This window comes from Rhodovarius crocodyli, from assembly GCF_004005855.1.
Taxonomy (GTDB): Bacteria; Pseudomonadota; Alphaproteobacteria; order Acetobacterales; family Acetobacteraceae; genus Rhodovarius; species Rhodovarius crocodyli.
Genome location: NZ_SACL01000014.1, coordinates 19,195 through 41,878 on the forward strand (window position 1 = coordinate 19,195; position 22,684 = coordinate 41,878).

Annotated in this window: 21 protein-coding genes; 7 read left to right on the forward strand and 14 right to left on the reverse strand. The window is 70.8% G+C overall.

Annotation, left to right across the window (positions count from 1 at the left end; genetic code table 11):
- Positions 1–35: 35 nt before the first annotated feature.
- From EOD42_RS23870 to msrP, 4 genes are read left to right on the forward strand one after another with little or no spacing between them, the layout of a single operon-like run.
- Entirely contained in the window at positions 36–962 is a 927-nt protein-coding gene (locus tag EOD42_RS23870; RefSeq protein WP_127790113.1) for a GGDEF domain-containing protein, read from the forward strand.
- Between the two features lie 49 nt (positions 963–1,011).
- On the forward strand, positions 1,012–1,467 hold the full coding sequence (locus EOD42_RS23875; protein WP_127790114.1) for a hypothetical protein: 456 nt from the start codon (positions 1,012–1,014) through the stop codon (positions 1,465–1,467).
- Complete coding sequence (gene opgC / locus EOD42_RS23880) at positions 1,464–2,594, forward strand: OpgC domain-containing protein (RefSeq protein WP_127790115.1); 1,131 nt, start codon at positions 1,464–1,466, stop codon at positions 2,592–2,594. Before EOD42_RS23875 ends, opgC begins: the two co-directional genes overlap by 4 nt.
- Complete coding sequence (gene msrP / locus EOD42_RS23885; RefSeq protein WP_127790116.1) at positions 2,591–3,529, forward strand: protein-methionine-sulfoxide reductase catalytic subunit MsrP; 939 nt, start codon at positions 2,591–2,593, stop codon at positions 3,527–3,529. The genes opgC and msrP overlap by 4 nt, the downstream gene beginning before the upstream one ends.
- A 105-nt stretch (positions 3,530–3,634) precedes the next feature.
- On the opposite strand, the gene EOD42_RS23890 is transcribed toward msrP, so the two are convergent.
- From EOD42_RS23890 to mhpA, 4 genes are read right to left on the reverse strand one after another with little or no spacing between them, the layout of a single operon-like run.
- Positions 3,635–4,579, reverse strand: coding sequence for a Bug family tripartite tricarboxylate transporter substrate binding protein (locus EOD42_RS23890; RefSeq protein WP_127790117.1), 945 nt, complete (start codon positions 4,577–4,579; stop codon positions 3,635–3,637).
- A 27-nt stretch (positions 4,580–4,606) separates the two neighbouring features.
- Positions 4,607–5,584, reverse strand: a complete 978-nt coding sequence (locus tag EOD42_RS23895; protein WP_127790118.1) for a VOC family protein — start codon at positions 5,582–5,584, stop codon at positions 4,607–4,609.
- The gene (locus tag EOD42_RS23900; RefSeq protein ID WP_127790119.1) at positions 5,581–6,432 is read right to left on the reverse strand and encodes a fumarylacetoacetate hydrolase family protein; all 852 of its coding nucleotides are present in this window, start codon (positions 6,430–6,432) and stop codon (positions 5,581–5,583) included. Before EOD42_RS23900 ends, EOD42_RS23895 begins: the two co-directional genes overlap by 4 nt.
- The gene (gene mhpA, locus EOD42_RS23905; protein WP_127790120.1) at positions 6,429–7,871 is read right to left on the reverse strand and encodes a bifunctional 3-(3-hydroxy-phenyl)propionate/3-hydroxycinnamic acid hydroxylase MhpA; all 1,443 of its coding nucleotides are present in this window, start codon (positions 7,869–7,871) and stop codon (positions 6,429–6,431) included. The genes EOD42_RS23900 and mhpA overlap by 4 nt, the downstream gene beginning before the upstream one ends.
- A gap of 102 nt (positions 7,872–7,973) precedes the next feature.
- Between mhpA and EOD42_RS23910 the strand changes: the two genes are divergently transcribed.
- Positions 7,974–8,729, forward strand: coding sequence for a helix-turn-helix domain-containing protein (locus EOD42_RS23910; protein WP_164868100.1), 756 nt, complete (start codon positions 7,974–7,976; stop codon positions 8,727–8,729).
- Here the strand turns inward: EOD42_RS23910 and EOD42_RS23915 are convergent.
- Genes EOD42_RS23915 through EOD42_RS23925 form a run of 3 tightly spaced genes read right to left on the reverse strand, consistent with a single transcriptional unit; the run spans position 8,726 to position 12,970 of the window.
- Positions 8,726–10,522 (reverse strand): FUSC family protein, encoded by a 1,797-nt coding sequence (locus tag EOD42_RS23915; RefSeq protein WP_206020448.1) that lies wholly within the window; start codon positions 10,520–10,522, stop codon positions 8,726–8,728. The two genes, EOD42_RS23910 and EOD42_RS23915, sit on opposite strands and share 4 nt — an antisense overlap.
- The gene (locus EOD42_RS23920; protein ID WP_127790122.1) at positions 10,519–10,962 is read right to left on the reverse strand and encodes a MarR family winged helix-turn-helix transcriptional regulator; all 444 of its coding nucleotides are present in this window, start codon (positions 10,960–10,962) and stop codon (positions 10,519–10,521) included. The genes EOD42_RS23915 and EOD42_RS23920 overlap by 4 nt, the downstream gene beginning before the upstream one ends.
- A 52-nt stretch (positions 10,963–11,014) precedes the next feature.
- Complete coding sequence (locus EOD42_RS23925; RefSeq protein ID WP_127790123.1) at positions 11,015–12,970, reverse strand: oxidoreductase; 1,956 nt, start codon at positions 12,968–12,970, stop codon at positions 11,015–11,017.
- A 119-nt stretch (positions 12,971–13,089) separates the two neighbouring features.
- Here EOD42_RS23925 and EOD42_RS23930 point away from each other — a divergent pair, with 119 nt between their 5' ends.
- Positions 13,090–13,983: a heme-dependent oxidative N-demethylase family protein gene (locus EOD42_RS23930; RefSeq protein WP_240655275.1), complete on the forward strand. Its 894-nt coding sequence runs from the start codon at positions 13,090–13,092 to the stop codon at positions 13,981–13,983.
- On the forward strand, positions 13,976–14,536 hold the full coding sequence (locus EOD42_RS23935) for a helix-turn-helix domain-containing protein (RefSeq protein ID WP_127790124.1): 561 nt from the start codon (positions 13,976–13,978) through the stop codon (positions 14,534–14,536). The genes EOD42_RS23930 and EOD42_RS23935 overlap by 8 nt, the downstream gene beginning before the upstream one ends.
- Before the next feature lie 3 nt (positions 14,537–14,539).
- On the opposite strand, the gene EOD42_RS23940 is transcribed toward EOD42_RS23935, so the two are convergent.
- From EOD42_RS23940 to EOD42_RS23970, 7 genes are read right to left on the reverse strand one after another with little or no spacing between them, the layout of a single operon-like run.
- On the reverse strand, positions 14,540–15,424 hold the full coding sequence (locus EOD42_RS23940; protein ID WP_127790125.1) for a bestrophin family protein: 885 nt from the start codon (positions 15,422–15,424) through the stop codon (positions 14,540–14,542).
- Positions 15,425–15,451: 27 nt separating this feature from the next.
- The gene (locus EOD42_RS23945) at positions 15,452–16,495 is read right to left on the reverse strand and encodes an ABC transporter substrate-binding protein (RefSeq protein WP_127790126.1); all 1,044 of its coding nucleotides are present in this window, start codon (positions 16,493–16,495) and stop codon (positions 15,452–15,454) included.
- A 13-nt stretch (positions 16,496–16,508) separates the two neighbouring features.
- Positions 16,509–17,510 (reverse strand): hypothetical protein, encoded by a 1,002-nt coding sequence (locus EOD42_RS23950; RefSeq protein WP_127790127.1) that lies wholly within the window; start codon positions 17,508–17,510, stop codon positions 16,509–16,511.
- 3 nt (positions 17,511–17,513) lie between these two features.
- The gene (locus EOD42_RS23955) at positions 17,514–18,494 is read right to left on the reverse strand and encodes a substrate-binding domain-containing protein (protein ID WP_127790128.1); all 981 of its coding nucleotides are present in this window, start codon (positions 18,492–18,494) and stop codon (positions 17,514–17,516) included.
- Positions 18,491–19,627 carry an amidase gene (locus EOD42_RS23960; protein ID WP_127790129.1) on the reverse strand — a complete coding sequence of 379 codons (1,137 nt, stop codon included), beginning with the start codon at positions 19,625–19,627 and terminating at the stop codon, positions 18,491–18,493. The genes EOD42_RS23955 and EOD42_RS23960 overlap by 4 nt, the downstream gene beginning before the upstream one ends.
- Positions 19,624–21,090, reverse strand: coding sequence for a 4-hydroxyphenylacetate 3-hydroxylase family protein (locus tag EOD42_RS23965; protein WP_127790130.1), 1,467 nt, complete (start codon positions 21,088–21,090; stop codon positions 19,624–19,626). Before EOD42_RS23965 ends, EOD42_RS23960 begins: the two co-directional genes overlap by 4 nt.
- Entirely contained in the window at positions 21,087–22,484 is a 1,398-nt protein-coding gene (locus EOD42_RS23970; protein ID WP_127790131.1) for an NAD(P)-binding domain-containing protein, read from the reverse strand. Before EOD42_RS23970 ends, EOD42_RS23965 begins: the two co-directional genes overlap by 4 nt.
- Between the last annotated feature and the right edge of the window lie 200 nt (positions 22,485–22,684).

Sequence of the window (22,684 nt, forward strand, 5' to 3'; positions counted from 1 at the left end):
CCGGCCGCATTCAGGCCGGCGAAGCGAGGGAGCCCATGAAGATTCTGCTGGTCGAGCCCGGGCGCCTGGTCCAGCGCCTGGTCCGGGCCATGCTGGAGACCGCGGGGCATGCCGTGGTGGTCGAGGGCCATGGCCTGCACGCGCTGGAGACGCTGCGCGCGGACCCCTCCATCGACCTGCTGCTGACCAGTTTCGAGCTTCCTGGCATGCCGGGGATGGAGCTGTGCTGGCATGCCCGGCTGCTGAACCGCCCCTGCCGGCCGCCGCTCTATCTCATCGCCATGTCCTCCAGCCTCGACGATGCCCATGTCGCGGAGGCGCTGGACGCGGGCGCGGACGACTTCGTGTTCAAGCCGCCCTCCGTCATCGAGCTGACGGCCCGGCTGCGCGCGGCCGAGAGGCTGCTGCACGCCCAGCGCGCCCTGATCGAGCAGGCGACGACCGACGCCCTGACCGGCCTGCCCAACCGCCGGCGCCTGCTGGAGGAAGCCCGGCGCGCGCCCGGCGCCGCGCTGGCGCTGCTCGACATCGACCATTTCAAGGCGGTGAACGACACCCATGGCCATGACAGCGGCGACGCCATGCTGGTGGCCCTGGCCGAACGGCTGAAGGAGGCTGCCTGCTTTGCCGCCAGGCTCGGCGGGGAGGAATTCGCCCTGCTGATCCCGGACCCCGAGGCGGCGGAGGCCCTGATGGAAGGGCTGCGCCAGGCGGTGGGCGCCACGCGCGTGCCGCTGCATCCCGGCCTGGCGTTGAGCGTGACGGTCAGCATCGGCCTCGCCCTGCCCCGTGCCGGGGCGGGCATCGACCAGATGCTGCGGGAGGCGGACCTGGCGCTCTATGCCGCGAAACGGGCGGGGCGCGACCGCGTCGTGCTGGCCGAGCCGGCACCGCCGCTGTCGGAGGAAGAACCGAGGCGCCGCGTCAGGCATGATTCGCATCGGGCCACGGTGATCGCGTAACCTCCATGCGATGGCGGGCGAAGAACCGGCATCAACCGGGGGTTTCGCCATGCATCCCACCTTGCCCTTCGGGCATCCACGCCTCGCCCGTGCCGTCTCCTGGCTCGCCGCCGGCTGGATCGCCTGGGAATTCTTCTACTACGAGCAGTTCAAGCTGAACGGCGCCGAGGGCTCGGTGCAGGGCGTGTTCCAGCCCCTGGCCGACTGGTTGTTCCTGCCCGCGCATGAGGCCGCGATCCGCTGGACGGTGGCGCTGCTGGAAATCGCGGCCGCGACCCTGGTGCTGAACCAGCCCAGCCGTCTGTTCGGCGCCTTCATGACGATGGGGCTGATGGGCGGGGCGATCTTCCTGCACACGCTGGGCCCGATCGGCATCGACCCCTACGGCGACGGCGCGGTGCTGTTCAAGGAAGCCTGCTTCACCTTCCTCGTCGCGGGCTTCCTGGTGTGGCTGCACCGGCGAGAGATCCCGGCCCTGCTGCCCGCCCGGCTGGTGCGGGCATGAGCGCGGCCCCCCTCATGCCGCCCCCGCCCATGCCGCCCCCGCTGAAGCCGCCGGGCCGCGATGCCCGGCTGGATGCCATCCGCGGCTGGCTGCAGCTGTCCATCTTCGCCTCTCACATCGCCGGCGGCTTCGTGGGGGGCTGGCTGATCCATGCGGCCTGGGGCGTCTCGGACAGCTCTGAGCAATTCGTCTTTCTCTCGGGCTTCGGGCTGGGCTCAGTGTTCCTCTACAAGCAGGCGCGCCAGGGCTTCGCCGCCGCCTGCCGGGACATGGCGGTGCGCTTCGCCCGGCTGTGGCGCATGCATCTGGTGGTGTTCCTGGGTTTCGGCGCCATGGTCACCGCGGGTGCCGCCTGGCTCGGCACGCCGGGCTGGGATTACGCGATGCGCCACCCGGTGCTGGCGGCGCTGGGCGGCACGCTGCTGGTCTATCAGCCGCCCTTCATGGGCATCCTGCCCATGTTCCTGATCGGCATGGCGGCCCTGCTGCCCTTCCTGTGGCTGGTCGCACGGTTCGAGGCGCGGGCGCTGCTGATGCCCGCCGCCCTGTACGTGGCGGCGCAGCTGCTGCCGGCGGACCTGCCCGCGCTCGGGGGCACCAGCTTCGCCTTCAGCCCGCCGGGGTGGGTGCCGCTGTTCCTGCTCGGCGCCTGGTTCGGGCGACGCGTGCTGTTCACCGGGCGGGCGGTCACCGCCGACCGGCGGCTGGTGGCGGGCGCCCTGGCCATCGTGGCGCTGGGCACCGTGCTGAAGGTGACGGGCACCCTGCCCGGCTGGCTGGTGGGCAAGGAGCAATTGGCGCCGCTGCGGGCCCTGCACGCCCTCAGCCTGGCCTATCTGGTGGCGGCGCTGGTGCCGCGCGCCGCGGCCTGGACCGGCACGCGGCTGTCGGCGGCGCTGGGCATGATCGGCCGGCACAGCCTGCCGGTGTTCAGCCTGGGCCTGTTCCTGTCCTGGCTGGGCTCGGTCGCGGTGGCGCGAAATCCGCTGCTGGAAGTGATCGTCGTGCCGGCTGGCGCGTTCATCCTCTGGGCGCTGGCGCGTTCTCTCGATGCGCGGCGCCTGGGTGCTGGCGCCCCGGCCGCCGCTCCCCATATGCTCGCCACAGGAAAGGGGCCTTCCGCATGAACATCATCCGCCGCAAGGGCTGGGCATTGCCCGAAAGCGCCGTCACCCCGCGCGAGTTCGTCCTGAACCGGCGCGCGCTGATGGGCGCGCCCGCGCTGCTGGCGGCGGGCCCCGCCCTGGCCCAGACCGGCGCCATCCCGCCCCTGCCCGAGCATACGCGCAACGCGGCCTTCGACGGCGGCCGGGCCATCACGGCCGAGCGCGAGGCGACCAACTACAACAATTTCTATGAATTCGGCACCTATAAGGGCATCGCGCGCGACGCCCAGCGCATGCCCCGCCGCCCCTGGCGCCTGAAGGTCGAGGGCCTGGTCGAGAACCCGCGCGAGTTCGAGATCGACGACCTGATCCGCATGATGCCGATCGAGGAGCGGGTTCTGCGCCTGCGCTGCGTCGAGGCCTGGGCGATGACCGTGCCCTGGTCCGGCTTCGCGCTGAAAGCGCTGCTGGACGTGGTGAAGCCCATGGCCAGCGCGAAGTATCTCGCCTTCCAGACCGCCTCCATCCCCAGCGTGATGCCCGGGCTGCGGCAGAGCTGGTACCCCTGGCCGCATACCGAGGCCTGCACGATCCAGGAGGCCGGGAACGAGCTGTCCTTCATGGCGGTCGGCATGTACGGCAACCCGCTGCCGGCACAGAACGGCGCCCCCATCCGCGTGTTGTTTCCTTGGAAGTACGGGTTCAAATCCGGCAAGTCGATCGTGCGGATCAACTTCCAGGAACAGCGCCCCGACACGTTCTGGGGCACCATCCAGCCGCAGGAATACGGCTTCTGGGCCAATGTGAACCCCGAAGTGCCGCACCCGCGCTGGAGCCAGGCCAGCGAACGCCTGATCGGCAGCGGAGAGCGCGTGCCGACCCGCATCTGGAACGGTTATGGCGAACAGGTGGCGTCGATGTATGAGGGGATGCGGGGAGAGAGGTTGTTTTTATAAGTATATATTCTTTTTAGTTGTATATGCCGCCGGAGGTGAAGCGAAACCCTCACCTCCGGCAAACTCGAAAAGTCTTTTTGCTTCTTTTTCTTCAGAAAAAGAAGATCAAGGCGCCCTTAATCCAAGCCTCTCAATCATCCCCTTCGCATCCCGCTCCTCATCCCGCAGCCTGACAGCGAAGGCTTCCGCCCCCAGCGGCGCCACCACCTGCCCGATGCGTTCCATCGCCTCCCGATAGGCGGGGCTCGCCGCCGCCTCCAGGCAGGCCACTTCCAGCCGCCGCGCCACCTCTCGCGGCAGGCCGCGTGGGGCATACAGCCCACCGAAGCCCCGCAGCGTCACGTTCAGCCCCTGCTCGCCGAAGGTGGGGCCATTCGGAATGGCCGGCTGGCGCGCATCGGCGGCGACACCCAGCACGCGCAACCCGCTCTCACGCACCGTGGCCCAGGTGGTGATGGCCGCATCCAGCGCGCCGGACTGCGCGTCCAGCATCATCTGGCCCTGGTTGCGGTAAGGCACGGGGGACATCTTCACCCCGGCCAATTGCTCCAGCTGGCGACCGATCAGGTTGCCCACCGTGCCGACGCCGGCATCGCCCCAGGTCACGGTCTCCGGGCGCGCGCGGGCGGCCGCCAGCATCCCCGCCAGGTCGCGATAGGGTGACTGCGCGCCCACGGCCAGCACGAAGATGTTCTCGAAGTTCTGGCAGATCGCCTCGAAGCCCTCGAAACGATAGGGCAGCCCGTTCACCAGATGCGGCAGGGTGGTGATCATGCCCGACGGCGCGAAGGCGATGGTCGTGCCGTCCGGCCGCGCCTGGCCCACGGCCGCGACCCCCACGCCGCCGCCCGCCCCCTCGCGGTTCAGCACCGGCACATTGGCGCCGGCGCCGAGTGCCAGGCGGAACGGGTCCGCGAAGCCGCGGGCCATGATGTCCACGACGCTGCCGGGTGAGAACGGCACGACCAAAGTGACGGTGATGGGCTGGGCAACGGCGGGCAAAGCGATCCCGGTGCCGGCGAGAGCCAGCAGCATGCGGCGGTTGAACATGGACGTCTTCCTTGTGTTTCTTGTCGTTCAGGCGCGGCGGCGCGCTTCCTCGAACCAGACGCAGCCGGGTCCGAATTCCACCGGCGCGCGAAGCCCCTTCGCGGCGGCGGCCAGGCGCATGTCCCGCAGGGCCTTGCGCTGGGCCTCCGGCATGCTCAGGCGCTCATGCCCCCAGAAGCTCGGCCCGTCGAAGGTCTCGTGCGGCTGCCAGGTGGCAGGGTCCACCAGCCGCCCACCCCAGCCATATTCGACGAAGAAGCCGGAGGGCGTGTTGGCGTAGAAGGAGGTCATGTGGTCGTTGGTGTGGCGCCCGAGCGTATAGGCGACACGCCCTTCCTCCAGCTGCGCCAGGTCATAGCCCTGGCCCACATCGTCCAGCATGCCGAGCTCGACCATGAAATGGTGCATGCCCGTGCGGCCCGATCCCACCATGGCGAAGCTGTGGTGGCGCCCGTTCACATGGAAGAAGTACAGCGGATAGGGCGTGAGCCCGTAGTCGCTGACATGAAAGCCCAGCACGTCGCGATAGAAGGGCAGCAGCGCCGTGGCATCGGCCACATGCAGCACCGCGTGGCCCATGCCCAGCGCCCCGGTCCGGAAGCCCGAGATGGGCCGGCCCGGCTCGAAGGGCGTGTCGGCGCGGACGGCGCCGTGGAAGGCCTCCAGCCGCGTGCCCGCGGGGTCATGGAACACGATCAGGTCCGCCACCTGGCGTTCGGCGGCGAGCGCCCGGCTGCCGCGCGCGACGGCGATGCCGTGGTCCGAGAACTTCGCGGCAAGCGCCTCCATCGCCGCCGCATCGGCCATTTCCCAGCCCAGGAAGGCCAGCCCCTCCGCGCGGTCGCGGCTGACCAGCAGGCGCTGCGCGCGGTCATCCATGCGGAAGGCGCGGGAGGAGGCAGCGCCGTCCAGCGCCTGCATGCCGAGCAGCTTCGTGGCGAAGCCGCTCCAGTCATCCAGCCTGTCGGACTGGATCCCGATATAGCCGAGGGCCTGGGGTGTCATGCCGCCCCCTCCTGCACCACGGGGTTGCGCAGGATGCCGATGCCGGAGACCTCGATCTCGGCCACGTCGCCGGGCTTCATCCAGAGCGGCGGGTTGCGCTTCGCGCCCACCCCGCCCGGCGTGCCGCTGACGATCACATCGCCCGGCAGCAGCGGCAGCACGGTCGAGATATAGGCGATCAGCTGCGGGATGGGCGTGATCATCTGCCCGACCGAGGTGTGCTGCACCACCTGCCCGTTCAGCCGCCCTTCCAGGGTCAGGGTGGTGGGGTCCGGGATCTCGTCCGCCGTGACCATCCAGGGGCCGAAGGCGCCGGTGCCGGCAAAGGTCTTGCCCGCGAGGAACTGGCTGGTGTGGCGCTGATAGTCGCGGATGGAGCCCTCGTTGTAGCAGGAATAGCCGGCCACATGGGCAAGCGCCGCCTCGGCCGGGATGTGCCGCCCGCCCTTGCCGATGATGACGACGAGCTCCGCCTCATAGTCGAATTCATCGGAGGCATTCGGCCGTACCAGCGGCTGGCCATGCCCGATCTGGCTGCCGGCGAAGCGGGCGAAGAGCGCCGGGTTGGCGGTGACGGTGCGCCCCGTCTCCTGCACGTGGTCGTGGTAGTTCAGGCCCACGCAGATGATCTTGTCCGGGTCCGGGATGACGGGGGCGTAGGTGAGGCCCGAGAGCGCCACATCCGGCTGCTTCGAGGCGACGAGCGCGGCAGCCTGGGCCAGCCCGTCCGGCACGGCCAGCAGGGCGCGCAGCGTGGGCGCCAGGGTGTTGAGGGTCACGACGCCCTCCCCCTTCACGGCACCGAAGCGCGGGGTTCCGTCGGCGGCGATATAGGACAGCAGTTTCATGCGGCGTCTCCGTAGTGGCGGCTTGGTATGGCTGAGAGAAGCTGGGTCATCTCGCGCGCGTCCCGCGCGGCGCCCAGGATGTAGCGGTCGGGGCGGAGCATCACGGCCATGGCGCCGAGCTGGTCCAGGAAAGGCTGTACGGCAGGGTCGGTGATGGCACCTTCCGTGCCTGGGCGGGCCAGCAGGGCAAAGCCGTCGCCCGTCACCTCATCCAGCAACCGGCCGCAGGAAAGGCGCGGCTGCGGGGCGATGGTGCCGGTGGCCTCGGTCCAGCCCGCCGACAACCCTGGCCCCAGGCGCGGCCGGATGCTGGAAATGCGCCCCCCGCCTTCCTCCAACGCCAGTGCCCGGTCCATCGCGCGGGTGTTGATCAGCCCGCCCAGCTGCACCGCGCGCTCGATATAGGCGCGCACATGCGGGGAGCGTTCGGCCTGATAGCTGTCCAGCAAGGCGTCATCCGCCCCGCCCAGCACGGCGGCCAGCTTCCAGCCGAGATTGGCCGCGTCCCGGATGCCGGCGCACATTCCCTGGCCCAGGAAAGGCGGGGTCAGATGCGCCGAATCCCCGGCCAGCAGCAGCCGCCCCTCCCGCCAGCGCGTGGCGATGGCGGAATGGAACACATAGGCCGCGGCGCGTTCGATCCGCGCGTCGTCGGGGGTGATCCAACGCGACAGCAGGCGCCAGACCTGCTCCGGCGCGCACATCGCGGCAGGGTCCTCGCCGGGCAGCAGCGCGATTTCCCACCGCCTGCGGTCGCCGGTGCCGCGCACATAGGTGGCGGCGCGGGCGGGGTCGCAATGCTGCACGCTGGCATCGCCCAGATCCGGGCGCGGACGCGACAGGATCAGGTCCACCACCAGCCACGGCTCATGGAAGCCCAGATCCTCCATCGCGGCGCCCATGAAGCGCCGCACGGTGGAACGCGCGCCGTCGCAGCCCACCACATAGCGCGCGGGGATGCGCAGCAGCCGGCCGGTCGCCAGTTCCTCGGCGCGGATCAGCACCTGGCCCGGTGCCTGGTCCAGCGCGAAGACCTCGGTGCGGGCGCGCAGCGTCACGGTGGGGAAGCGCGCGACACCCCGGCGCAGCACGTCCTCCAGCTCGGGCTGATGGAAGCGGTAGCTGGCGTGCCAGTGCTGCGGGCCGCGCGTGGTGGGGCGCGGCCAGTCCAGCAGCAGCGCGCCCTCCGCGTCCACGAAGCGCATGCCGGGCGAGACATGGGTGGTGGGCTCGATCGCCTCCGCCAGGCCGATGGACTGGAAGACGCGCATCACCTCATCGTCGAAATGCACGGCGCGCGGCAGGTGATAGGCGGCGGCCTCGCGTTCCAGCACCAGCACCGACAGGCCGCGCCGGCCCAGCATGTTGGCCAGCGTGGCCCCCACCGGGCCATAGCCGATGATGGCGACATCTACCGGCGGCAGATCATGCTCCTGCATGCCGCGTCCTCCCTTTCTTGCGGCGATGCTTCCCAGGAAGCGGGGCGCGGTGCAAAGCTTCGCTGCGAGATGTCCACCAGATGGACACGAGCGGGGAGAGAAATGCGGACACCCAAGCCCGTGCGCGGCCTGGCGCGCGGCCTGATGGCGCTGGAGGCGCTGAACCGGCGCGGCTCCGCCACCGCGCTGGAGCTGGCGCGCGACACCGCCATCCCGCGCCCCACCATCTACCGCCTGATGCAGACGCTGCTGGAGGAAGGCTACGTCACGCGCAGCCCCTCGGACGACCGGTTCCGGCCGCGGCTGAAGGTGCGCGCCCTGTCGGACGGCTTCGAGGACGAGCACTGGATCGGCGCGGTCGCGGCACCCGCCATGCAGGCGCTGACCCGCCGCCTGCTATGGCCCTGCGACCTGATGACGCTGGAGGGCACGCATCTGGTGATCCGCGAGACCACCCACCGCATCGCGCCCTATTCCATCGACCGCAACATGGCCGGCCGCGAGATCCCGCTGCTGGAAAGCTCGGCCGGCCAGGCCTATCTGGCGGCCCTGCCGGAGGCCGAGGCGCGGGAGCTGGTAGGTTTGGCGGCGCGCGACGAGGTGGAGGCGCGGGCCGCGCTGCGCGGGGTGGCGGGCGCGCGCCGGCGCGGGCACGGGCTGCGCCAGGGCGGGCCGCGCTGGCCGCATACGGGCTCGGTCGCGCTGCCGGTGCGCCATCAGGGCCGGCTGCTGGGCAGCCTGTCCGTCATCTGGATGGCCCGGGTGATCGGCCAGCAGGAAGGGGTGGCGCGGTGCCTCGGCGCACTGGCCGAGACGGTGGCCGAGATCGAGGCGGCGCTGGAGCGGGGCGACGGCTAGGCGAAAAACCCCCGCTGCGCCGCCAGCGCGCGCACGGCGAAGCGCATCGCCTCGGCTTCCGCCCTGCCCGCCCGTTCCAGCCGCGTGGCCGCGATGGCCAGCACCGTGCCGGCGTCGCCCGGGTCCTGGTGCAGGCGCTTCAGCGCGGCCGCCACGGCACGGGTGCAGCCGTCGGGCAGCGCCTCTCGCCGCAGGGCCTGCAGCCGCAGCACGGCGCCGCCCAACGCCAGCACCGCCAGCCCCCCGTCGGCGGCACCGGAGGCACCGGTCTTCTCCGCCCAGCCGACCAGGCGCAGCAACCGGTGATACAGCCGCGCGCGCCACAGCGTCGGGCTGGGGGTGGCGCCGGGGGCGGCCATGTCGCGCAGTTCCCGCACCATCATCGCCACCAGCACGCGCATGCGGCTGCGGGCATCGGTGGGATAGACCAGCCGGTAGAAGCACAGCGCCACGGCCGGGCCCGCGACGACGGCCGCCCCCATGGCCAGCGAGTGCTGGAAGCTGCCCGCCAGCGGAAAATGCGGCTGCGACATCAGCAGCATCACCATGCAGTAGTCGAAGCCCATGGGCGCCGTGCGGCGGTGCGCCAGGATGGGCACGCCCAGCATGATGAACGGCATCATCAGCAGGACCAGCTGCTGCGCATCGGTGGCCCATGGCCAGGCCAGCCAGCGGCATGCCAGCGCCCCCGCCACGCCCAGCACCTGCCCCTGGGCCACGAAGCGCATCACCAGCGCCGGATTGTCCATGGTCGAGAACAGGGAGGTCATGACCGCCGTGCCCAGCAGCATGAATGCGCCGCCCTCCCACCCGCTCAGCACCCAGAGCAGCCCCACGCCCAGCATGGCGGCCAGGGCCCGCATCGCGGCCTGGCGCGCGCCCACCCAATCCCGATGCAGCACCAGGGGGTGGCCGGGCAGGGTCACGGCGCCCTGGGCGAGGCAGGCGGACAGCCGGGCCAGCACCTCGCACAGCGGCACGTCCCCGTCGCGTTCAGCGTCCAGCGCCGGGGTGCGGCCGGCCTCCACGGCCTCCGCCGCCGCCAGCAGCATGGCGGCGATGCCGGGCGCCGGCACGCGGCGGGATTTCAGCCACAGGATGGCCGAGACCTCGGCCGTCAGCAGCAGGCGGATGGCGCGCACGGCGCGGCGCTGCCGCAGGGAACCCGCGCCATGGGCCTCCAGCGCCTCCTCGATGGCGGCCATTTCCCGCAGCAGGGGGGTGGTGTCCGCCGTGCCGGGTTCGGCCATGGCGCGCAGCAGGCGGGCCGTCAGCGCGTTCACGCGCCCCGGCAGGCCCTGTGCCGGCAGCGCGGGGGTGATCAGCCAACCCGCGGCGAGTGCCGTCAGCGCGCCGACCAGCACGGTGGCCATCCGGTCCAGCCCCAACAGCAGCACATGGTCCGGATGCCCGCTGTCCAGCAGCGAGACCATTGCCGCCGAATACCCCGCCAGGATGAAGCCGTAGGACACGAAGCCCCGCAACACATTGCCCCAGAAGGCACAGAGCGCGATCCAGGCCGCGAGGCCCGGTGCCAGCCAGGCCGGCTGACCGCCGCTGGCCCAGACCAGCAGCACCCCCGCCAGCGCCCCCACCACGGTGCCGAGCGAGCGGAACAGCCCCTTTTCCAGCAACTGCCCGCGGGAAGGCTGGGCCGTGGCCCAGACCGTCATCGCCGCCCATTGCGGGTGCTCCAGCCCCATCGCCCAGGCGATGTAGAGCGCCAGGCAGGCCAGCGGCGCCGTGCGCAGCGCGAAGCCCAGCCGGGCGGGATCGAAGCCGAGCCGGGTCACGGCCGGGCCCTCAGCCGCTCGATGCCCGCCTCGATCCGGTCGAAGGCGTCGAGCAGGCCGTCCAGTTCCTCGTCGGAGAATTCGGCCAGCATCTCGCGCTCGGCCTCCAGCAGCGGGCCGCGGAGCGCCGCCACGCGCGCGTGCCCGGCATCAGTGAGGAACAGGTGGCGGGCGCGGCGGTCGGCCTCACCGGCCCGGCGCTCGATCAGCCCCTGCCCTTCCAGAATGTCCAGCAGCCGCACCAGGGAGGACGCATCGATGCCGACCTGCGCCGCCAGCTGCTTCTGGGTGGCACCGTCGCCCAGTTCCTGCAGGTGGATCAGCGTGGTCCAGGTGGCGTCGGACAGCGCGGCTCGGGTGAAGCGCTCATCCAGCGCGCGCCGCCATTGGCGGGCCAGGACGACGAAGCGGAAACCGAAGCGGAGGCGTGCGGGAGGCATGCCGCTTGGTATCCATATAATTTGAATTCAAATCAATTGAAGCCTACGCATATCAGATCCGACGACCGGCCAGCATGCCCTCATAGACTGCTTCCTCCGCGCTGCGCGGGGAAAGGCAGTCCCCCGCCAGCAGCACCGGCACCCCCAGCCCTTCCAGCGCCTGCTCCAGCCCGGCCTCGGCGGCGTGGCCGGTGGCCAGCACCACCGTGTCCACCCCCTCGCGCAGAATCGGCTCGCCTGAGACGATATGCGCGAGATACGCGGTGGTGCCGTCCACGCCGAACAGCCGCGCGTCCGGGATCACCTCCACCCCCAGCCGGTGCAGCCGCCCCGCCCATTGGCTGCGCAGATAGAGCTGCAGGTTGAAGCCCGCATGGGCGGCATTGACCGCCAGCGTCACGCGATGGCCTTCCAGCACCAGCTTCTCGGCGACGCCCATGCCCACCCAATCCGCCCGCCAGTCGGCGACCAGCACGCCGGCGCCCGTGTTGGCGGTGCCGCGCAGCACCTCCCAGGCGCCCACCACATGGCCGTCCTCGCGGCCCTCGATCGCGGGTTCATAGGGGGTGGCGCCGGTGGCCACGATCACGGCATCGGGGCGAAGCGCCTCGACCAGCGGGCGGTCGACCGGGGTGTTCAGGCGGATCTCGACACCCGACAGCGCCAGCTCGCGCTCCAGATTGGTGATGAGGCCGCCGAATTCGGCGCGCTCCGGCAGCAGCTGCGCCAGCAGGGCCTGGCCGCCCAGGCGCGGCCCCGCCTCGCACAGCACCACCCGGGCGCCGCGCTGCGCGGCGGTCACGGCCGCCTTCATCCCGGCCGGGCCGCCGCCCGCCACCAGCACGCTGCGGGCGGCGGCGGGGGTTGCCGGCAGCCGCGCCTCCCGCCCCGTCACCGGGTTCTGGATGCAGGAAATGCCGTAGCCCGCGTGGAAATGCCCGATGCAGGCCTGGTTGCAGGCGATGCAGGCGCGGATGTCGTCGAAACGGCCCTCGCGCGCCTTGTTGGGCATCTCGGGGTCCGAGATCATGGCGCGCGTCATACCCACCATGTCCGCCTGGCCGGCGGCCAGCACCTGCTCGGCGATCTGCGGCTGGTTGATGCGCCCCGCGACGAACACCGGCAGCCCGGTCGCCGCCCGCAGCGCGCCCGCCTGCGGCGCCACATAGGCGGGCGGAATACCCATGGGCGGCACCACATGGATGGAACCGCCCTGCCCCGCCATGGACCCCACGGTGACGTTCACATAGTCCAGCGCGCCGAGCCCCGCGAGGGTGCGGCAGGCCTCGATCACCTCGGCCGGAACCAGCCCGTCGGGCTCCAGCTCCTCGGCCGAGATGCGCATGCCGAGCACCGCGCCGCCGATGGCCGCCCGCGCGGCGCCGAGGCATTCCTGCAGGAAGCGCAGCCGGTTCGCGGGCGACCCGCCGTAGCGGTCGGTACGCAGGTTGGTGCGCGGGTTCAGGAACTGCGCGAACAGCAGGGCGTGGCTGGCCACCAGCTCCACCCCGTCCAGCCCGGCCTCCACCAGGCGCCCGGCCGCCGTGCCGCAGGCCGCGACCAGCTCCTCCACCATCTCCGTCGGCATTTCACGCGGCATGGTGTGGAAGCGGTTGTCCGGCACGGCGGAGGGCGCATAGGCGATGTCCCGCAGCCCGCCGCGCACGCGCTTGCTGACGCGGCCCGAATGCGAGAGCTGGCCGAAGATCATCGCCCCTTGCGCATGCACCGCCCGCGCCAGCGCCCGATAGCCGGGGATGGCGCTGTCGTCGGTCACGATCAGCTCGGGGCTGTCGGTGAAGGAGGAAGCGTGGAAGCGTGCCGATTCCACGATGATGAGCCCCGCGCCGCCCCGTGCCCGGGCCTCGTGATAGGCGATCATGTCCTGGCCGGGGGCGCCCGCCTCGGCCAGGAAGGTCTGGTGGCCGGTCGAGAGGATGCGGTTGCGGATCTCGGCATCGCGGAGCCGGAAGGGGGCGAACAACAAGGGCAGGCGCTGGCTGGGCAAGGCGGGGACCTCTGCGTGGCGATGGAACGCTAGGGCCAAACCCGTGAAGCCAGAAGCCAAAAATATCCGATCGTGAAATTTTCGCGCGAAATTATTCGGCGCTGCGCTATGTGTTGGCCATGACCCTGCCCGAACCGACCATCCACCTGCCCTATGAGACGGGCGAATTCCGCATGCTGCTCGGCCTCACCTCGGTGCCGGAGCCCGGATGGATCGAGTTCGACACCACCTACCCCGCCCAGATGGCAGAGCGCCGCCGCCTGCTGGCCGAGCGCCCTGGCCAGGTGATGGGCGCTGCCGAGGGATCTGAGGCCATGCAGGCGGAGCTGCTGGAGGTGCTGGCCGGGCATCTGGCCACCCATCACCCCGCCTGGTTCACGCGTGAGGGCCACACCCTGCGCAACCACCTGCTGGACGAGGCGCACGACCTGACCTCTGGCCCGCCGCTCGACCTCGCGGGGCGGCTGGTCGCCGAGGACTATTGCCTGCTGCGCGATGAGGGAGACGGCACGCTCACGCTCGTCTCGGGCGTGCTGTGCTTCCCCAGCCGCTGGTCGCTGGCCAGCAAGATGGGCCGGCCGCTGGGCGCGATCCATGGCCCCGTCCCCTTCTACAAGGACAGGCTGGAACGCCCGGTGGACCGTTTCCTGTCCACCCTGAAGGACGGGCGCATCGCCCAGCGGCTGAACTGGTCCATCATGGACGACCCCACCCTGTTCCAGCCCACCGGCCATGGCGTGAACGACTTCCACACCAGGGTCACGGCCGACAATGCCGGCGAGGAGTTGTTCATCCGCGTCGAACGGCAGACCTTCCGGCGCCTGCCCCGCACCGGCGCCATCGCCTTCGGCATCAGGCTGCACGTCACGCCGCTGTCGCGTATCGTGGCCATCCCCGGCGAGGGCGCGCGGCTGCTGGCCGCGGTGCGCGCCCTGCCGCCCGAGATGGAGCGCTACAAGTCCATGCTGCCCTTCCGTGAGGATCTGTTGAGCTGGCTGGAACGCCATGCCTGAGGAATTGCGTCTGGGCGGGCAGATCCGTGAGCTGCGCAAGATCAAGGGCCTGACCCTGGCCGAGATGGCCGCGCGCCTCGGTGTCTCGATCGGCCATCTGAGCCAGATCGAGCGCGACCGCTCCAAGCTGCAGATCGGCACGCTGAAGGCGATCAGCGACATACTGGGCGTGCACATCAACTGGTTCTTCCAGCCCCAACCCGACCGCCCGCCCGAGGAGGTGGAGTTCATCGTCCGCGCCGAGGGCCGCCGGCGGATGAGCTTCACGGGCCTCGGCATCCAGGAGGAACTGGCCTCCCCCAACCTCTCCGGCCCGCTGGAGCTGCTGGTCAGCACCATCGAGCCCGGGGCGGACAGCGGCGCCTATAGCCATGACGGCGCCGAGGCGGGCTATGTGCTGGCCGGAACGCTGGCGCTGTGGATCGGGGAGCGGCGCTTCGAGCTGCATGAGGGCGACAGCTTCGCCTTTCCCAGCACCACGCCGCACCGCTGCGCCAATCCGGGCAGCGTGGTCTGCAAGGTGCTGTGGGTGGTGACGCCGCCCTCCTATTGACGCCTACATCAGCAGATGGTCCCGCGCCTCGATCGCCGGCGGCAGATCGGTGCGCCCCGCCGCGGCCAGCAACTCACGCTCCAGCAGCCTGGTCATGGCATCCAGCGGCAGGTCGTTCACCTCGCGGCCGAAGGGGTCCTCCAGCTGGTCGCCCAGCGCGTCCAGCCCGAAGAAGGTGTAGCAGACGATCAGCGACAGCGCCGGCGTCCACCATCCGATGGAGCCCGCCAGGCCGAAGGGCAGCAGCAGGCAGAACAGCCAGGCGGTGCGGTGCAGCAGCAGCGAGTAGGCGAAGGGCAGCGGGGTGGATTTGATGCGCTCGCAGCCCGCCTGCACGCCGCTCATGGCGGTCAGGCGGCCTTCCAGCAGGGAATGGCGGACCTCGCTGATCGCGCCATCGGCCGCAAGGGCGGACAGGTGCCGCCCGACCTCGCGCAGCGCGGCATCGGTGGGATTCAGCGCGGCGGGGGCCGGCAGCCAGGCCGCGACGGTCGCCTGTTCGTCATCCCCGCGCAGCCGCGCCTTCAGCCCGTTCACGAAACCGCACAGCGCGGTCAGCATGGCCTCACGCGGGGCGGGCGGCAGATGCGCGGTCTGCCGCGCGAAGGAGCGCGTCTCGATCAGCAGCTGGCCCCACAGCTTCCGCGCCTCCCACCAGCGGTCATAGCAGGCGCTGTTGCGGAAGCTCATGAAGATGGACAGCGACAGGCCGATCAGCGTGAAGGGTACGGCGCCCCCGCCGATATCCCCCGGTAGCCGGTGCGCCACCAGCACCGCCAGGACGGAGACGGCGGCCACCACCATCGCGCGCCCGGCGATATAGGGCAGGATGGAACCCCGCCAGGCGATCAGCAGGTCGAGCAGGGTGGGCGTGGAGCGGACATACATGGCAGCCCACCCTAGACCCGGCGGGGGTCAGCCGACCATGGCGGGCAGCATGCGATCGGCGGCGGGCGGCAGGAACTCCGTGCGCATCAGCGCCTGCCAGGGCGCCGGGGACGCGACATCGAAGGCCTGGGCCATCAGCCGGACCATGGCCTCGCTGCGCGCGGGGTCGACATGGCCCACGCCATGCCGCGCGACGGCGGGGGTCAGCACCACCTCGCGGAAGATGAAGCGCATGCGCTCATCCTCCAGCGGCACATCGGCCAGCTGTTCGCGGGCGCGCACGGCGGCGACGGCTGCCGCCGGGTCGCGCAGGACCTCCTTCACGCCCGCGACGGTGGCGCGGACGAAGGCGCGCACCATCTCGGGCTCACGCGCGGCCAGTTCCTGCGTCAGCACCAGGCCGTTGCCGTAGATGTCCACGCCGTGGTCGTTGTAGCGGAACATGCGGATGTCGGCGGTGTTCGCGCCCAGGCTGCGCAGCCCGAAATAGGCGCCCGATATGAAGGCCGTGATGGCATCGGCCTCACCGCGATACAGCATCGGCTCACGCAGGGGCGGGGCCACATTCACCCAGGTGACGGCATCGGGGGCGAAGCCGTTCGCCCGCGCGAAGGCCGGGAACAGCACGCGCCCCGAATCCCCCGGGGGTGCCGCGATGCGCTTGCCGACCAGATCCGCCGGCTTCTCGATGCCTGTGCGCGCGAGCGTGACGCAGCCCGCAAGCGTCCGGTCGAAATACTGGAAGACGTTGACCAGCGCCTTGCTCGGGTTGTCGGCATTGAACTTCACCGCCGCCCCCGGGTCTCCGAAGCCGATATCGGCGGCACCGCCCGCCACCTTGGTGATGACGTCACCCGAGCCGAAGCCGCGCTGGATCTGCACATCCAGCCCCTCCCGCGCGAAAAAGCCGCGCTCGGCCGCCAGGAACCAGGCCGAATGATAGCCCTGCGGCGTCCAGTCCAGCATCAGCCGGATGGTGCGGCGCTGCGCCAGGGCCGGGGCAAAGGGGGCGGGCAGCAGGGCAAGGGCCGGCAGGCTTCGGCGGGTCAGGCTTCGGCGGGTCAGGCGCATGGGTCTTTCTCCGTCAGGCAGCGTGGGTCAGGGGCAGGATCTCGGCCAACAGGCCTTCGAGCAGTTCAGGCAAGGCAAGCGGCGTGGCGTCGCCGCCGCCGCGCCCGAAGGGACCGACGGCCTGCTTCACGCTGAGGCCGAGGCGTTCGGCCAGGCGCGGCAGGGCGGCGTCGCAGGCTTCACGGCTGGGCAGGCAATCGATGGCCAGTTCGGGCGGCAGCAGGTCGTTCACGCCCGTCAGCGCCAGGCGCTCCTCGCCGGCCCGGCGATAGGCGACGACGCCATGGGCCGCGCGCTCCGCCCGGCCGACGACGAAGCTGCGATGGGTCAGGCCCGGCGCGACCCAGGCGATGCGCGCATCGAACAGGCCAGGGAAACGGCGCAGGGTGTCCGCCACCGCCTGCGCCATCGCGTTGTGCATTTCCACATAGGCGCGCTTCTCATTCGCGCCCCAGCGCCATTTCGTGGCACCCACCCGTTCGGCCGTGCTGTCGGCCCGCCAGGGAGAGACGGCATTGCCCCGCCCCTCGAACAGGCCGGGGTCGTCATAGGCATGGGCGGGAGATGGCCCGACATCGTAGTCGAGCAGGTGCTCATAGGGCACGAAGCCCAGCGGTTCCGAGATCACGGCCCGGTGCACCACCACGCCCGACGGATGGGCCAGGGTGGAGAGGTTGAACACCGCCTCCTCCGGCAGGCGCGGATCGGGTGCGCCGGTGGGCGCGAAGCCCGTACCCAGCAGGGCCGCGTTGATGCGCTGATGCTCGGTCGAGAGCACATAGGGCTTGGTCTTGGTACAAGGGAGCATCAGCAGGATGCGCCGCCTGGCCGGCGGCAGTTCCGGCCGCCAGCGTTCATGGGTGAAGGCGAACCAATCCCGGATGCGCGGGTGCCGCAGGCTGTCCAGATTGTCCTGCGGGGAATACAGGCACAGGCTCTCATCCAGCGCGAAGGGCGCGCGGATCTTGGCCTTGCTCTCCTCGATGCGGCGGGCGCGGTCCTCGACGGAGACCATGGCTCAGGTCTCCAGCAGGCTGGCGGGGAACAGGTCCTCCGGCGCCAGCTCGCGTTGCAGCAGCCCTTCCTCCCGCATGTAGCGGATCAGCAGAGCGAAGGTGTCGCGGTTGGCGCGGAAGCCGCTGGACCAGAAATCGGGGCCCAGGGCGCGCTCCGTCATCTCGATGTGCTCATGCAGCCAGGGCAGCATGGTCGAGAGGGTGGCGCTGTCGTGCAGGCGGCGCTGGGCCACACGCTGGCTCTCGGCGAAGGCGTCATACAGCGCGCGCGGCAGCCAGGGGTGTTCCTCCACGAAGCGGCGCTTCACGCAGATCAGGTGCATGGGCGGGTGGATGCCGGTGCGGCGGAAATAGTCGAGCTCGGCTTCCATGGAGTTCGGAAACAGCCGAGCCACCCTGTCGGGCGCGCTGAAGAAGCTGTCCGGCGCGCGGGCGGTGTAGAGCGCGTCGATCTCCCCCTTCTCCAGCATCTCCGACAGATGCCTGTCCGGGCCGGCGTGGTCGATGATGTGGCCCGCCGGGTATTCCTGCGGGTGGTCCTCGCCGCCGCGCTTCTCGTTCAGCCCGGCATTCACGTAGATGGGCGAGCGGCGCGGCAGGCCGTAATGCTCGTCAAAGATGCCGCGCAGCCAGACGGCGGCCGCCATGTCCCACACCGGCGTGCCGATGCGCTTGCCCACCAGCTTCGACGGATGATCGAGGCCCCGGCCCTTGTGCACGAACACGCAGGAGAAGCGGAAATGCCGCGAGGGGAACACCGGAATCCCGATGTAGTCCTGCTGCGGCCGGTCGAAATGCCGCAGCCAGGTGGCGATCGGGAACTCGCACAAATCGAAGCGGTGCGTGGTCAGCTGGATGTTGAACAGCGGCTGCAGGGGCAGGATCTCGGGCCGCGCCTCGACGCCCTCGATCGTGACCAGGCCATCGGCGATGGCACGGGTACGGTCGGCATCCGAAAGACCAATGGACAGGATGGGCTTCATGCGGTCAGGGCCTCCGCGGCTGCGAGCAGGGCGGCGTCCTGGCCGGACCCCGCGATAAGGGAAATGCCGACCGGCACGCCGTCCAGCGATGCCAGCGGCAGGCTGATCTGCGGCAGGCGGCAGAGGCTGGCGATGCAGGTCAGTGCCAGCGTGCGTTCGCGAAAGGCGATCTGCGCCTCCACCGGGCTGTCGCGCAGCGGCGGCAGGTCATGGGCGGTGGGCAGGGCGATGATGTCGCCGCCGGCCAACAGCGCCGCCATGCGGGCCTGAAGTGCGGCGCGCGCGGGCACGGCGTGCGCCATCTCGGCCGCCGTCACCTCCCGCGCGATGCCGATGCGCTGGGCGACCGCAGGCGACAGGTTCCGCCCGGGCCGCGTCGCCCATTCGCCATGGGTCGCCCACAGCTCGTTCAACTGCAACGGCCGGAAGGTGGCGAGCCAATGCGCCGCCCCTTCCTCGAACAGGGTGAAGCGGTGCAGGCGCGGCAGCGCCTCGATGGCCGCGCGGGCCACGCTGGCAACAGCGGGCACGCACTGCGCCATGGCGTCCTCGGCGAACAGGATGCGCGGCGGCAGCACGGGGGTGATCGGGCCGAAATAGCATTCGCCCACCCGGCGCAGCGTGCGCGCATCCCGCGCCAGCCAGCCCACCGTGTCGAAGCTCGGCGCCATCGGCATCAGCCCGGCAGTCGAGAGCCGCCCATGCGTCGTCCGCAGCCCGAACAGACCGCAGAAGCTGGCAGGCACCCGCACCGATCCCCCGGTATCGGTGCCGAAGGCGAAATCCACATCGCCCAGCCCCACCGCCGAGGCGGAGCCCGAGGAGGAGCCGCCCGGCACCCGGCCGGGTGCGGCGGGGTTCAGCGGCGCGCCGTCATGCGGGTTCTCGCCGAACATGCCGCAGGCCAGCTCGTCGGTCTTGGTCTTGCCGCGCAGCGTGGCACCCGCCGCCAGCGCCGGCAGCAGCACGGAGGCCGTGGCCGCCGCCACCGGCGCCTCGGCCAGCCGGTCCGGGCTGCCCCAGCCGGAGCGCGTGCCCTCGACCTCGAACAGGTCCTTCACCGCGAAGCTCAAGCCCCTCAGAGGCCCGTCGGCGGCGCCCTGCACCACCACGTCGCTGACATAGGGCGTCATTCGGCGGCGGCCTTTTCGCGCGGCAGGCCGTAGCTGCCCATCAGCCCGTCCACCATCGCCTTGGGCCCGGCCCAGTCGTGGAAGCGATAGGAATTGCCGCGTGTGACGAAGCTCGCCCCGGAATAGAACATCTCATATTGCAGGTGGCGGCTGGCGAATTCGCTGCCGATCGCGTCCCACACCAGCTTCATGGTCTTCACCCGGCCCTCGCTGTCGGTGGCGGGGCTGCGCTGGCTGGCCAGGATCAGGCTCTCGACCTCGCCCCCGTCGAAATCCCGCGCGGAGGAAGGCACCATGATCAAGCCCCCGCCCGACAGGCCGCGGATGGCCTCGATGAATTCCGGGTAGGTGGTCTGGGCGACGACCTGGGCCGTGACCAGCAGCGCGCGGTCCGGCACCCAGTAACCCTTGTAGTTCTCGCCCTTGGCCTCCATCGCCAGCACCAACGCCTCGATGTTGCTGGCCTTGGCCGCCAGCAGGCCCAGGGTCTCGCGCGTCTGCGGGAAGTTCAGCAGGCCGTTCACCTCGGCCACCTTGTGCGCGAGGCCAAGCAGGAAGCGCAGCTTCACCGCGAGGCGCACGATGCACTGGTGGTTCTGCATCACATGCGCGCGCGTCTCGTGCCATTGGGCCTGGGCCATGCGCAGGTCCTTGAGCACGAACACCCGGTCCCAGGGGATCTTCACATCCTCGAACACGACCACGCTGTCGCTCTCGTCGAAGCGCGAGGAGAGGGGGTAGTCGAACTCGCTGGTGGCCGCCGCCGCATAGCTGCGGCGGGACAGCATCTTGAGGCCCTTGGCGTTCATCGGCACGGCGGCGGTGAAGGCATGCGCCTCGTCGCCCGGCTGCAGGGCCGCGAAGCCCGAGACCATCATCTCATCGGCCATGGCCCCGCTGGTGGCCAGCATCTTGGCGCCGCGGATGGTGATGCCGTGGCTGTCCTCATCCACCACCCGCGCCACCAGGTCCCGCCCCGGCTGCCCGGAGGCAGACTTCGACTTGTCCGCCTGCGGGTTCACGATGACATAGGACAGGTACAGGTCGCGGTCGCGGATATGACGGAAGTAATCCGCCAGCGCGCCCGCGCGCTTCGGGTCATTCGCCTGATAGACGTCGAGCCCCATCATGAAGCCCACGAAGGTGCTGGCCACATGGTCGGGGCTGCGGCCGATCATGCCGCAGGTCAGTTCCGCCCAGGCCTCCATCGCGTGGCGCCGCGCCTGGAACTCCGCAAGGGTTTTCGGCAGCGACCAGGAAAGGTTCACATCCCCGCCGCTATCCGGGCTGCGGAAGGTCATCAGCGCGGGGTTGGCGCGCTGCTGCGCATAGAAGCCGCGCGCGGTGGCGACGGCCCCCGCGAAGGCCGGGTCGGTCGTCACATCGGCCACGCGCTGGCCGTCGAGGAACAGCGCGCGCCCGTCGCGCAGGCCGGCGAGATACTGGTCGGGGTCGCGTGTCATTCGGCATTCCCTGGATCGGAGGCGAGGCGGAGATCGGTCAGCTCCGGCTCGGCATAGGCGTGAAGGTCGGCGAGGTGCCCCTCGGCCTGGGAGAGGAAGATCTCCCGCTCGATACCGGCGGCGATGCGCCGGATGGTGGGGCCGAGCGGCGAGATGCCCCCCGCCCCCGCATTGGACAGCATGGCCCCGAAGGTGCAGGCGCGCAGCCGCGCGAGCCACGGCGCATCCCCCGTGAAGGCGAAGCTGGGGTCCAGATAGGGAAAGCCGCCGAGCACCGCGTCCTCCTCGCCAGGGGGCGGGGTGAAGCGGTCGCGCCACAGCGCGGCGTGGGGGGCGATGGCCGAAAGCTCCGGCCGTGCCGAGAGGTCCTGCGCGAAGCCCGTGCCGATGATGAGGAAATCCCCCACGAACACCCCGCGCGGGGTGTCGAGCGCGATCTCGCCGTCCTCGAAGCGCGCGGCATCGACGGGGGCGCCCAGGTGCAGGTGGAAGTTCGGATGCACGGCGCAGCGGCTGAATGTGTCCTGCGGCGGCGGCTGGTTCATGCCGAAGATGCGCCGCATGAAGGCCCATTTCAGCCTGTCCGGCAGCTCGGCGAACTGGTTGAGGAAGCCCGGGAACTCCATCCAGCGATAGGGGTTCACGCGCGGCAGGGCGCTGCGGCGCACCAGCATGGTCACGCTCGCGGCACCCGCCTCCAGCGCGGTGGCCGCATTGTCGAAGGCCGAGGCGCCGGCCCCCAGCACCAGCACCCGCCGCCCGGCCAGTGCCGCGAAATCGATGGGGTCCGCCGTATGGGCACGATGGCTGCCGGGGATGGCAAGCAGCGCGGGCGGGATGGTCCAGGCGCCCAGCCCCTCGATGCCGGTGGCCAGGACCACATGCCGGGCTCGGATCTCGCCGCCGCTCGTCGCCAGGGTGAAGGGCTCGCCGGGGGTGATGGCGTTCACCCGGGTGTTCCAGCGGACGGAGAGCCCCAGCGTGGCGCGCAGCCAGTCCAGGTAATCCTGCCAATGCACGCGCGGGATGCGCCGCAGCGCGGCCCAGGCCTCGGCGCCGTGGCGCGCCTCATACCAGGCGCGGACCGAGAGCGAGGGGATGCCCATCTCCGGCCCCAGCACATGGCGCGGCGTGCGCAGCGTGTGCATCCGCGCGAAGCCGGTCCAGACCTGGGAGGCGCCCTCGGGCAGGGCATCCAGCAGCACCACGTCATCGATGCGGGCGCGCCGGAGGGCCAGCGCCAGCGCGATGCCGGACTGCCCGGCGCCGATGATCGCCACCTGATGCCCGCCGGCCACCGGGCGCACCCATTCACCGGCCGGATAGGCCAGCGTCTCCATTTCCCAGCGGACAAGCTGGGCCAGAACGGCGAGGGATGAAGGGTCTGGGCTCATGCTCGGACGCAGTTCGGGTGGCGGGCGGAATCGGGGTGGAGACCTCGAGTGACGCCCCCGGCCCGACTTTCCGGCTATCCTGGGACAGGTTGATCGAAGCATGCGCCCGGCCCGGCCAGAAGCCGATTCACTGGGCAAAACCGCGGCCAGGCCCCTGGCTTTGCCCATCGGGCAGGCAGGCTGCCCCTTCACGCGGCCAC